Genomic DNA, 11,517 nt, shown 5'->3' with positions numbered 1-11,517 from the left:
GCCGTTCGCAGACCCGGGACGGCCGGACGCGGCCGCGGGGCGGCGACGCGCACGCCGACCGCTGAACGCGGCCTGCACCGGCGGGAACAGCGACGGCGGCACCGCAGCGGCACGGGCGCGGCGGGCGCTCGCGTCCCGGCGGGCGGCGAGGGCGCGTGCGGCGCTGAGAGAGAGGACGTCGACGCCGAGCGTCTCGAGCACAGCGCCGATGGGGCTGGCGACCGAGAAGCTGCCGTCGTCCTCGCCGGCCCAGAGCAGCCCGACGACCTTCCCGTCGGCGTCGACGATCGCGGAGCCGGAGTCCCCCTCGTTCGAGAAGGCGGCGACGCCCTCGGCGGGCTCGATCCGGATCTGGTCGCGCAGGGTCTTCCACCCGACGCCGGTGCCGAAGTCGACCGAGGTCGTGTAGTCGGTGGAGGTGATGGTGCCGTTGGTCAGGCCGGTGGTCCGCCCGCTCTTGCGGACGGCCGCGCCGTCGGCCGCGGGGGCGGACCCGGTGACCGCGCCGACGCCGACGATCCCGGGCAGCCAGGGAGCACCGGGCGCGAGCCCGACGATCGCGGCGTCGATGCGGTCGGTGAGCGTGCCGCGGACCAGGGCGCCGACGCGGTCGGTGCGCGGGTTCCCGCCGTCGGCGAGCGCGGGCTGGATCCAGGTGCTGGCCACGTCCTCGAGCCCGTCACCGGCGGCGACGTGCCAGTTCGTGAGGCCGAAGGTCCGGCCGGTGTGCCGCTCGTACACGAGGACGCCGAGGGTGCCGTTGACGGACCGGAGCTGGGCGACGCCGTCGATCGGGACCGTCACGGGGGTGGCCGGGCCCAGGCTGATCCCGCCGGCGAGGGGGCGGATGCGCTTGCTCGGCTCCCCGGCGGCCGGCGCCGAGTGGAGGCGCACGCGGTGCTCGACGACGTCGGTGGGGATGCCGTCGATCTCGCTGGGGATGCGCTCCGAGTCGGAGAGGTCGCCGTGGGCGAGCTTGTGCTCGACGTGGACGACGATCGCCTGTCGACCCGTCGGCGACCCGTCGGACCACTTCTCGCCGATGTCGACCCCGACCACGCCAGGCCGGGCGATGAGCGCGTCCTCGATGGTGCGCTTCGTCGACCGGATCTGGTCACGGGTGTAGGTGCCGGGGGTGGGGTCCTGCTCTGTCATGTCGGGCGTCTCCTCAACCGGGTCGGGTGCTCGCAAGGAGCGGGTGACGACCGGTCAGATACATCCGGTCCAACGAAGAGTTGCAGAGATGTATCTGGGCGTCTGCCCCGTGCTCCTCCGAGTCGACCCCGATCGGTGGGGCCGCCGCGGGTGCCCGCGGGGGGACGGTCCGCGACGCGGGCGGTCCGGGGGCACCTGCTCGCGGTCGTATCGTCCTTGTCGGGGTTGTCCGGGTCGCCCTACTGTGTTCGGGGCGGCCGCCCGACGAGGCCTGCCTGTGAGGGGTCCATGATGAGTGACGACCTGGTGGAGCCGGTGGACACCGAGCTCCGCAGCCAGGGTGAGGGGCTCGCCGACCAGGCGGCCCGCGCGGTCGTGGCATACCGCGACGGAGATCGAGCTCCGCTCGCCGCCCTGGTGCAGGTGATGACGCCGTTGCTGTGGCACACGGTCCGGGCGCAGGGTGCTGATCCCGAGCTGGCGCAGGACATCGTGCAGAACACCTGGCTGACGCTCGTGCGGGACATCGAGTCGATCCGGGACCCGCGCGCGACCCTGCAGTGGATGCTGGTCACCGCCAAGCGCGCCGCGTGGAGGTCCGTGCGGCGCAGCCGCGACGAGCTGGTCCGGCACGAGCAGGACGAGCACGTGACCGACTGGCTGGCCGCGCCGGCCGACGACCTTCCGGACTCGGTGGCCGTGCGGTCCGAGCGGGACCAGGTGCTGTGGCAGCACGTCGCTGAGCTGCCGGACCGGTGCCGTCGGCTCCTGGGGCTGGTCGCTCTGGTCGACCGCCCGGACTACGCCGTCGTGTCGAGATCGCTCGGCATGCCCGTCGGCAGCATCGGGCCGACGCGTGGCCGCTGCCTCGCCAAGCTGCGCGTCGCGCTCGCAGCCGACCCCGCCTGGAGCATGTCATGAGCGCCGACGAGAGGACCCTCGCCCTGGTCGCCGCCGGCGGCCTGGACATCGACGACCGGCAGATCCTCGAGCGCCTCGCGGCGCTGGTCGAGCAGGCGGACCCGGTCCCGGCCGGTCTGGTCGAGAGCATCGGGATGGCGTTGACCATCGAGGCGATGCACGCCGAGCTGGCGGAGCTCCACCTGGTCGGGGAGCCCGCGCTCGCCGTTCGTGCGGACGAGACCAGCATCGAGGCCGGCACCATCACGTTCACCACCGACGTGCTCACCGTGATGATCTCGGTGCACGCCGAGGCGGGGCGAGTACGGGTCGACGGCTGGGCGGCGCCCGCCGGGGAGCTCTCCGTCGAGCTGCACCAGGGCGGAGAGGTCACGACGACCAGCTCCGACGCGGACGGTCGCTTCTCGTTCTCCGACATCGAGCGCGGCCCGGCCCGGCTGGTGCTCCGTCGACCGTCGGACCCGACGGTGCCCATCGTCACGCCACAGATCGAGCTCTAGCGCAGATGTCCGAACCCGGCGGTCCGGCGGCGGCCGGGCCGCCGAGCCTCGGCGCCCTCATCGAGCAGGTCCAGCGGGCCACCGACGACAACGCGGAGGGTCGCCCGACCCGCGCGCGCCGGCGCCTTCGGCCCGCGCTGCGGGCGCTGGACGCGATGCCGTCGACGCCGGAGGTCGCGCGCTGGCGCGGGCGTGCGCTCACCGAGCTGGCCAAGTGCGACTTCGAGACGCGCGGCGGCTCGCGCCCGATCCTGGAGCGGCTCGACGCGATGCTCGCAGAGCAGGACGCCGTCGGGGGCGGCTGGCCGGGGCTCGGACCGGCAGTCGCGGGCCTGCGCGGCCTGCTGGCCCTGCGGGCGGGGCGGCAGGACGACGCGCTGCGTGAGCTGGACATCGCGATCGCGGGGTCCGACGAGGCCGACCCCCTGGACGCGTGCCGCTCCCTGCTGAACCGCGGGGTCCTGCACATGGAGCGCGGGAACCTGACGGCCGCCCGCGGGGACCTCGCCGACTGCGCCCGGCGAGCGCGGCAGGCCGGTTTCGTCAGGCTCGTGTTCAAGGCCGAGCACAACCTCGGCTACCTCAGCTTCGTCGCCGGCCGGATGCCCGAGGCGCTCGCGCTGATGGAGGATGCGGCCGCGATCCTGCCCGGGCCGCCGCGTCCGACCGCGATCCAGGACCGGGCCCGGGTGCTGCTCGAGGCGGGCCTGGTCGGGGTGGCGGACACGACGCTCGCCGAGGCCGCGGCGCTGTTCGCCGAGCAGCACCTGCCGCACGACGTGGCCGAGTGCGAGCTGGGCCGCGCGGAGTGCGCGATGCTCCGCGGCGACCTGGTGGCGGCCCGCGAGCTCGCGCTCGCGGCCGGTCGGCGGTTCCGGCGGCGGGGCGACGACGCGTGGGTCATCCGGTCGTCGCTGCTGGCGCTCCAGGCCGACGCGGAGGCCTGCGCCGCCGCGCCGGACGACGACGCGCGCGTGCGGGCGCGCTGGGCGTCCCTCTCGCGCAGCGCCGGCAAGCTCGAACGCCTGTGCCTCAGCACCGGCCGCACCATCTGGGCGAGCGCCGCCGCGTACGTCCGCATCGAGTCGGACCTCGCCCGCGGCGCGCTGCACGACCCGGCCGTGGTCCTCGAGGCGCTGGGCCCGGTCCGGAGCAGCGACCCCATCGCCGTGCGCCTGCACGGCCGGCGCATCCGGGCCATGCTCGCGCGCGCGGCGGGCGACCGCGAGCGCGCCGGTCGCTACGTCCGTGCAGGTCAGCGCGATCTCGGGCTCCACCGCGCGCGGTTCGGGTCGCTCGACCTGCGTACCGCGGGGGCCGTGCACGGCACCGGGTTGGCCGACCTCGACGTCTCCCTCGCGCTGGCGTCGGGCCGGCCGTCGGCGGTCCTGGACGCCGCCGAGCGCGTGCGGTCCGTGATCGGCGGGACACCCCGGGTCAACCCGCCCAGCGACCCGGTCTCGGCGGCGCTGCTGGAGGAGCTGCGCGAGCTGATCGACCAGAACCGGGGGACCCGGCAGCACACGCCCGGCGATCCCCGGGTGGCCAGGGTCGAGCGCGAGGCGCAGCGCCTGAAGCACGAGATCCTCGCGCGGTCCTGGCACGAGAGCGGTCGTGCCGGCGGCGACAGGGCCGGGCGGTCGGTCGAGGTCCGTCGGGTGCTGCGGGACCGGCCGGGCGGCGTGGTCCTCGACGTGCTCGAGCACCGGGGCGAGCTCCTCGCGGTCGAGGTCGGCGACGACCACACCGCGCTGCACCACCTGGGGGAGACGGCGAGCATCGCGGAGCTGGTCCGACGGGTCCACGCGGACCTCGAGGTGACCGCGAACCCGCTCGTGCCCCCGGACCTGCGGGGCGTCGCGCTCAACTCGCTGAAGCACGGGATGTCGGCGCTGGAGGCCCGGCTCGTGCCGGCCCTGGGAGCACAGGGGGAGCTCGTGGTCGTGGCCACCGGCTGGCTCGGGGTGCTGCCGTGGTCGATGCTCCCGTCGCGCATCGGGCGGCCGACGGTCGTGGCGCCGTCCGTGCACCACTGGATGACCTACGCGGGGTCGGCGAGCGCGATCCCGTCGCGGGTCATCGCGGCTGCCGGCCCGGGGCTGCGGCACGCCGAGGCGGAGGCCGAGGAGATCGGGCGGTTGTGGCCCGGCGGCGAGGTGGTGGTGGGCCAGGAGGCGACCGTGTCCCGGATGATCGGGCTCCTCGGGGCCCCCGGCATCGTGCACCTCGCCGCGCACGGCCGGCACGAGCCCGACAACCCGCTGTTCTCCTCGGTGCGGATGGCCGACGGTCCGCTGTTCGCGCACGAGCTGGACTCGGGCGGCGGCTCCCCGGAGCTCGTGCTGCTGTCCAGCTGCGAGGTCGGCCGGGCGAGCATCCGGGCCGGTGGCGAGGCGTTGGGCCTGGCCAGCGTCCTGCTGCGCACGGGCGTGGGCTGTGTCGTGGCGGCGGTCGCGCCGCTGCCCGACGCGACGGCGCTCCGGGTCATGACGCGGACCCATGCGCTCCTGCGGTCGGGCGTCCCGGTGGCGCAGGCGGTCGCCACCGCCACGGCGGAGGACGCGGCCGAGACCGGCGTCGTCGCCCCGCTGGTCTGCTTCGGCGCCCCGCTGTGACGGGACCGAGAGCAGGTCGCGCGTCAGCCGTGCCCGCTCATCCCGGCCATCCCGGGCATGTGCGCGTGCGCACCGGCGTCGGTCGCCGCGAGCCCGGGGACGGTGATCGTGGCGACCACCAGCGACGCCACGGCCAGCACGGCGACCCGGGCGAACGGGCCGGCGCCCCGCACAGGCTCCGAGGGTCGGACCGCCACCGCGAGCAGCACGCCGGCCAGCAGCTGCAGACCCACGGCGGCGGCGTCGGACAGGCCGAGCGCTCCGGTGATCGACGTGCCGACGACGAGCCACGCGACGGCGCCCACGAGGAGCGTCGCCAGCGCGGCACGCGCCACCGGGACGGGACCGCGCAGCGCCAGGACGGACCAGGCCGCCTCCGCGCCACCGAGGACGACGAGCCCGACGGCCACCGCCGGATGGTGCCGCAGGTGCTCCGAGCCCAGCGCGAGGAGGACGAGCCCGGCACCCAGCGCGGCGTAGGCCGCACCGGTCCGCGCGCCGAACTCGCGCAGCCCCTCAGCTGGGCCGGTCGCGGCGGCCGGCTCAGGGGAGCCGGCCGCGCGCGACGCGGCGGTCACGGTGCTCATGCCGTCCGCGCGCCCGTGCCCACCGGCCGGGCGCTCTTGTCGGCGGCGAGGCCCACGCCGAGCAGCAGGATCGCGCTCGCGAAGTGCAGCACGTTGTCGGCGCCGTTGAGGGCCAGGATGTTGGCGCTCGAGCCGACCAGGAACAGGCCGAGGACGCCGACCAGCAGGTACACGGCGCCCACGGCCGTGTTCATGCCCTTGGCCGCGCGCACGGACGAGCGGGCGGCGATCAGCAGGGCGGCTCCGATCAGCAGGTGCACGATGTTGTGCAGCGGGTTGACGTCGAACACGACGAGCGGCTCGCCCTCGGTGGCGGCGAACGAGACGCTGCCCGTGACGACGAAGCCGGCGAGGCCCACCAGCAGGTAGACGATGCCGAAGATCGTGCCGACGAGACGGTTCGGGGACTGGGACACGGGTGTCCTCCTTGATCGGTCGGGTACGTGCGTGACCTGGGGGGTTCGGAGCCGGGTGCCGTGCGGATGGGGACGGATTTGGCCGTCGTCGTCCGGTGCCGTACCGTTGGGGACATCCCAAGACCGCCGGTCGTCGGTCCGTCGTGCTCACACCAGTGCGCATGCCGGTCCGCCCGAAGTCCCGCAGCAGCGGAGGCCAGCGCAGGTGAGAGTTCCCGGAAGGTTCGGCACGCGCCGAGCCGCCTGACGAGCCCCGCGCCTGCGCGGGGCTCTTTCGTTTGTGGGGCGTGACGACCGGTGGCACCACCATCGGAAGGATTGCCATGGCGAGGCCGGACAAGGCAGCCGCTGTCGCAGAGCTCACGGACCTGTTCCGCGAGTCGAACGCGGCCGTGCTGACCGAGTACCGCGGGCTCACCGTGGCGCAGCTCAAGAAGCTGCGCCAGGCGCTCAGCGGCAACGCAACCTACGCCGTGGTGAAGAACACGCTGACCGCGATCGCGGCCAAGGATGCCGGGCTCGAGGGCCTCGACGACGCGCTTGCGGGCCCGTCGGCGATCGCCTTCGTCTCCGGTGACCCGGTCGAGGCCGCCAAGGGACTGCGTGACTTCGCCAAGGCGAACCCCGCACTGGTCATCAAGGGCGGTGTCCTCGACGGACGCGCCCTGACCGCTGCGGACGTCACCAAGCTCGCGGACCTCGAGTCCCGTGAGGTTCTGCTGGCCAAGGCGGCCAACGTGTTCAAGGCGTCGCTGTTCCAGGCGGCCTACCTGTTCACCGCGCCCGCCGCTCAGGCTGCACGCACCGTCGACGCTCTCCGGCTCAAGCTCGAGGAGTCGACCGAGGTCGCTGCCTGAGCCATTCGGCGCCAGGCACTCACTGAACCCCCCGCCCAGGTAGGCCGACCGGCCACCGGGCACCGAACGGAAGGAACCGCCATCATGGCGAAGCTCACCACCACCGAGCTCATCGACGCGTTCAAGGAGCTCTCCCTCATCGAGCTCTCCGAGTTCGTGAAGGCGTTCGAGGAGACCTTCGAGGTCACCGCTGCCGCTCCGGTCGCCGTCGCGGCCCCCGCCGGCGCCGGTGGCGCTGCCGAGGCCGAGGCCGAGGAGGAGAAGGACTCGTTCGACGTCGTTCTCGAGTCCTCGGGCGAGAAGAAGATCCAGGTCATCAAGGAGGTGCGCGTCCTGACGTCCCTCGGTCTGAAGGAGGCCAAGGACCTCGTCGACGCCGCCCCCAAGGCCGTCCTGGAGGGCGTCACCAAGGAGGCCGCCGAGAAGGCCAAGGAGACGCTCGAGGCCGCCGGCGCCACGGTCACCCTCAAGTGATCACCGCCTCCGGCAGGGTCGCCACGGCGACCGGCCGGAGGTAGGGAGCGGCGCTCCCGCAGCTGGCTCGACGAAGCCCGTGTCCCGTTCGAGGACGCGGGCTTCGTCGCGTCACGGGCGTCGCCGTCCACAGCCGGACGGGGGGTCGGACTTTCGCGTGACCCGCGGGTGTGCCACCATGTGCGCGGCGACAACGTCGTCGCCGGACGGGCGGAACCGCCCGTTCCACCGGACGCCTCAGGGCCCGCGTCGTCGCCGACGGGGATCACGCCAGGGGGTGTCGATGCCGGGTGGACTTTGTCCCTGCGGCCGAGTATGCTAGCGCTTTGCGCTGGCCTGTGCCCGCGATCCCGTATAACCCGAGCCCACCTTCGTCGTTCGTACACGGCGTCCGGAGGCTCGCCGGCCGGGGGATCGCGCCTAGCCAGGGACAGCGCAGCGTGCACTCGATCCGCTGGGAAGGACCCCTCTTTTGGCTGCCTCGCGCACCCCTTCTGCTCCGACCGCCGACGCCATCGCGAACCGCACCGCATCCCGCCGTATCTCTTTCGCCAAGATCCACGAGCCCCTCGAGGTCCCGGACCTGCTCGGTCTGCAGACGGAGAGCTTCGACTGGCTGCTCGGTAACGAGAAGTGGCAGGGCCGTGTGGCCAAGGCCCTCGAGGCCGGTCGGCAGGACGTTCCCGAGACCGCTGGTCTCGAGGAGATCTTCGAGGAGATCTCGCCCATCGAGGACTTCGGCGGATCCATGTCGCTGTCGTTCCGCGAGCACCGCTTCGAGCCGCCGAAGTACACGGCCGAGGAGTGCAAGGAGAAGGACTTCACCTTCGCCGCCCCGCTGTTCGTCACGGCGGAGTTCGTCAACTACACCACCGGTGAGATCAAGAGCCAGACGGTCTTCATGGGCGACTTCCCGCTCATGACGGAGCGCGGCACCTTCATCATCAACGGCACCGAGCGCGTGGTCGTCTCGCAGCTCGTCCGTTCGCCCGGCGTGTACTTCGAGCGCACCGCGGACAAGACGTCCGACAAGGACGTCCTCACGGCCAAGGTGATCCCGAGCCGCGGCGCCTGGCTCGAGTTCGAGATCGACAAGCGCGACAACGTCGGCGTCCGCGTCGACCGCAAGCGCAAGCAGAACGCCACCGTGCTGCTCAAGGCGCTCGGCATGACGGACGCGGAGATCCGCGAGGAGTTCGCGGCGTACCCGGCCGTCATCGACACGCTGGACAAGGACCACGTCCAGACGCAGGACGAGGCGCTGCTCGACCTCTACCGCAAGATCCGCCCGGGCGAGCCGCCCACGGTCGAGGCCGGCCGCGCGCTCATCGAGAACTTCTACTTCAACCCGAAGCGCTACGACCTGGCGAAGGTCGGCCGCTACAAGCTGAACAAGAAGCTCGGCCTGGACGTCCCGCTCGCGGACTCGGTCCTGTCCCGTGACGACATCGTCGCCACCATCAAGTACCTCGCGTCGCTGCACATCGACCTGCCGACCCTGCCGGGCACGCGTGCCGGCGAGGCCGTCGAGATCCGCGTCGAGCCCGACGACATCGACCACTTCGGCAACCGTCGCATCCGCGCGGTCGGCGAGCTCATCCAGAACCAGGTCCGCACGGGCCTGTCGCGGATGGAGCGCGTCGTGCGCGAGCGCATGACGACGCAGGACGTCGAGGCGATCACGCCGCAGACCCTGATCAACATCCGCCCCGTGGTGGCGTCGATCAAGGAGTTCTTCGGCACGTCGCAGCTGTCGCAGTTCATGGACCAGAACAACCCGCTCGCGGGCCTGACGCACAAGCGTCGCCTGTCCGCGCTCGGCCCGGGTGGTCTGTCCCGCGACCGCGCCGGCATGGAGGTCCGTGACGTCCACCCGTCGCACTACGGCCGCATGTGCCCGATCGAGACCCCTGAGGGCCCGAACATCGGCCTCATCGGCTCGCTCGCCACGTACGGGCGGATCAACCCGTTCGGCTTCGTCGAGACCCCGTACCGCAAGGTCATCAAGGGCAAGGTCTCGGACGAGGTCCACTACTTGACCGCCGACGACGAGGACCGCCACGTCATCGCGCAGGCGAACGCCCCGCTCAAGGCGAACGGTGCCTTCGAGGAGGACCGCGTCCTGGTCCGCGTCAAGGGCGGCGAGATCGAGTACGTCGCCGGCGAGGCCGTCGACTACATGGACGTCTCCCCGCGCCAGATGGTGTCGGTGGCCACGGCCCTGATCCCGTTCCTCGAGCACGACGACGCCAACCGCGCCCTCATGGGTGCCAACATGCAGCGCCAGGCGGTCCCGCTGGTCCGTTCCGAGGCCCCGCTCGTGGGTACCGGCATGGAGCGTCGTGCGGCCATCGACGCGGGCGACGTCATCGTCGCGACGAAGCCGGGTGTCGTCACCGAGGTGTCGGCCGACCTGATCGTCGTCGCCAACGACGACGCGACCACGTCGACGTACCGTGTCGCCAAGTTCCGTCGCTCGAACCAGGGCACCTCGTACAACCAGCGCGTGCTGGTCGACCAGGGCGCCCGCGTCGAGGTCAACTCGGTGCTCGCCGACGGCCCGGCCACGGACGAGGGCGAGCTCGCGCTCGGCCGCAACCTGCTGGTCGCGTTCATGTCGTGGGAGGGCCACAACTACGAGGACGCGATCATCCTGTCGCAGCGCCTCGTGCAGGACGACGTGCTGTCCTCGATCCACATCGAGGAGCACGAGGTCGACGCGCGCGACACCAAGCTCGGCCCGGAGGAGATCACTCGGGACATCCCGAACGTCTCCGAGGAGGTCCTCGCGGACCTGGACGAGCGCGGCATCATCCGCATCGGTGCCGAGGTCGCGGCCGGCGACATCCTCGTCGGCAAGGTCACGCCCAAGGGCGAGACCGAGCTGACCCCCGAGGAGCGCCTGCTCCGCGCGATCTTCGGTGAGAAGGCGCGCGAGGTCCGCGACACGTCGCTCAAGGTCCCGCACGGCGAGTCCGGCACGGTCATCGAGGTCCGCACGTTCAGCCGTGAGGACGGCGACGAGCTGCCCGCCGGCGTGAACGAGCTGGTCCGCGTGTACATCGCGCAGCGCCGCAAGATCACGGACGGCGACAAGCTCGCCGGCCGTCACGGCAACAAGGGCGTCATCTCCAAGATCCTGCCGGTCGAGGACATGCCGTTCCTCGCCGACGGGACCGCGGTCGACGTCGTCCTCAACCCGCTCGGTGTGCCCGGCCGCATGAACGTCGGCCAGGTCCTCGAGACGCACCTCGGCTGGGTGGCCAAGCAGGGCTGGGACATCCAGCTCGCCGAGGGCGACGTCTCGTGGCGGGACGACGTCCCGGCCATCGCCGCGTCGTCGCCGGCCGGCAACCCGGTCGCGACGCCCGTGTTCGACGGTGTCCCGGAGACGACCCTCACCGGTCTGCTCTCGGCCACGCTGCCGAACCGTGACGGCGAGCGCACCGTGGGCGGCGACGGCAAGGCGCGCCTGTTCGACGGGCGCTCCGGCGAGCCGTTCCCGGAGCCGGTCGCGGTCGGCTACATGTACATCCTGAAGCTGCACCACCTCGTCGACGACAAGATCCACGCACGTTCCACGGGTCCGTACTCGATGATCACGCAGCAGCCGCTGGGTGGTAAGGCGCAGTTCGGTGGCCAGCGGTTCGGCGAGATGGAGGTCTGGGCCCTGGAGGCGTACGGCGCTGCCTACACGCTGCAGGAGCTCCTCACCATCAAGTCGGACGACGTCCCCGGCCGCGTCAAGGTGTACGAGGCGATCGTCAAGGGGGAGAACATCCCCGACTCGGGCATCCCGGAGTCCTTCAAGGTGCTCCTCAAGGAGATGCAGTCGCTCTGCCTGAACGTGGAGGTGCTCTCCTCGGACGGCGTCTCCATCGACATGAAGGAGAACGACGACGAGGTCTACCGCGCAGCGGAGGAGCTCGGCATCGACCTGTCCCGGCGCCCGAACGCCAGCAGCGTCGAAGAGATCTGACGTCGAGCCTGCC

9 protein-coding genes are annotated in these 11,517 nt (G+C 72.4%); 6 read left to right on the top strand and 3 right to left on the bottom strand.

The annotated features are described in order from the left end of the window. Positions 1-1,155 (bottom strand): trypsin-like peptidase domain-containing protein (locus AC1DWH_RS19585; RefSeq protein WP_477095060.1); only part of this gene is annotated, 1,155 nt, incomplete at its 3' end. A gap of 291 nt (positions 1,156-1,446) precedes the next feature. Between AC1DWH_RS19585 and AC1DWH_RS19580 the strand changes: the two genes are divergently transcribed. Genes AC1DWH_RS19580 through AC1DWH_RS19570 form a run of 3 tightly spaced genes read left to right on the top strand, consistent with a single transcriptional unit; the run spans position 1,447 to position 5,191 of the window. Further along, a complete protein-coding gene (locus AC1DWH_RS19580; RefSeq protein WP_456845431.1) occupies positions 1,447-2,076 on the top strand; it encodes an RNA polymerase sigma factor in 630 nt (209 codons plus the stop codon). Continuing rightward, positions 2,073-2,576, top strand: a complete 504-nt coding sequence (locus AC1DWH_RS19575) for a carboxypeptidase regulatory-like domain-containing protein (protein ID WP_456845430.1) — start codon at positions 2,073-2,075, stop codon at positions 2,574-2,576. The genes AC1DWH_RS19580 and AC1DWH_RS19575 overlap by 4 nt, the downstream gene beginning before the upstream one ends. 5 nt (positions 2,577-2,581) lie before the next feature. Further along, a complete protein-coding gene (locus AC1DWH_RS19570) occupies positions 2,582-5,191 on the top strand; it encodes a CHAT domain-containing protein (protein ID WP_477095059.1) in 2,610 nt (869 codons plus the stop codon). 23 nt (positions 5,192-5,214) lie between these two features. On the opposite strand, the gene AC1DWH_RS19565 is transcribed toward AC1DWH_RS19570, so the two are convergent. Both AC1DWH_RS19565 and AC1DWH_RS19560 read right to left on the bottom strand, forming a co-directional pair. After that, positions 5,215-5,778 (bottom strand): hypothetical protein, encoded by a 564-nt coding sequence (locus AC1DWH_RS19565; RefSeq protein WP_477095058.1) that lies wholly within the window; start codon positions 5,776-5,778, stop codon positions 5,215-5,217. Then, positions 5,775-6,194 carry a DUF4383 domain-containing protein gene (locus tag AC1DWH_RS19560; protein ID WP_477095057.1) on the bottom strand — a complete coding sequence of 140 codons (420 nt, stop codon included), beginning with the start codon at positions 6,192-6,194 and terminating at the stop codon, positions 5,775-5,777. Before AC1DWH_RS19560 ends, AC1DWH_RS19565 begins: the two co-directional genes overlap by 4 nt. Before the next feature lie 323 nt (positions 6,195-6,517). On the opposite strand from AC1DWH_RS19560, the gene rplJ reads away from it, so the two are divergent. From rplJ to rpoB, 3 genes are all read left to right on the top strand, one after another. Continuing rightward, entirely contained in the window at positions 6,518-7,051 is a 534-nt protein-coding gene (rplJ, locus tag AC1DWH_RS19555) for a 50S ribosomal protein L10 (protein WP_456846077.1), read from the top strand. 84 nt (positions 7,052-7,135) lie between these two features. After that, positions 7,136-7,525, top strand: a complete 390-nt coding sequence (gene rplL, locus AC1DWH_RS19550) for a 50S ribosomal protein L7/L12 (RefSeq protein ID WP_456846078.1) — start codon at positions 7,136-7,138, stop codon at positions 7,523-7,525. Between the two features lie 472 nt (positions 7,526-7,997). Beyond that, on the top strand, positions 7,998-11,504 hold the full coding sequence (gene rpoB, locus AC1DWH_RS19545; protein WP_456846079.1) for a DNA-directed RNA polymerase subunit beta: 3,507 nt from the start codon (positions 7,998-8,000) through the stop codon (positions 11,502-11,504). Positions 11,505-11,517 lie beyond the last annotated feature (13 nt).

Source organism: Cellulomonas sp. P2_F12 (assembly GCF_056403775.1).
The sequence above is the reverse complement of the archived record's forward strand: the minus strand, read 5'-3'. Positions and strand labels throughout refer to the sequence as shown.

What these genes read in the sequence shown, in the direction of transcription:
- AC1DWH_RS19580 (WP_456845431.1), top strand. Translation starts at nt 1,447, where the DNA reads ATGAGTGACGACCTGGTGGAGCCGGTGGACACCGAGCTCCGCAGCCAG.
- AC1DWH_RS19575 (WP_456845430.1), top strand. Translation starts at nt 2,073, where the DNA reads ATGAGCGCCGACGAGAGGACCCTCGCCCTGGTCGCCGCCGGCGGCCTG.
- AC1DWH_RS19570 (WP_477095059.1), top strand. Translation starts at nt 2,582, where the DNA reads ATGTCCGAACCCGGCGGTCCGGCGGCGGCCGGGCCGCCGAGCCTCGGC.
- AC1DWH_RS19565 (WP_477095058.1), bottom strand. Translation starts at nt 5,778, where the DNA reads ATGAGCACCGTGACCGCCGCGTCGCGCGCGGCCGGCTCCCCTGAGCCG.
- rplJ (WP_456846077.1), top strand. Translation starts at nt 6,518, where the DNA reads ATGGCGAGGCCGGACAAGGCAGCCGCTGTCGCAGAGCTCACGGACCTG.
- rplL (WP_456846078.1), top strand. Translation starts at nt 7,136, where the DNA reads ATGGCGAAGCTCACCACCACCGAGCTCATCGACGCGTTCAAGGAGCTC.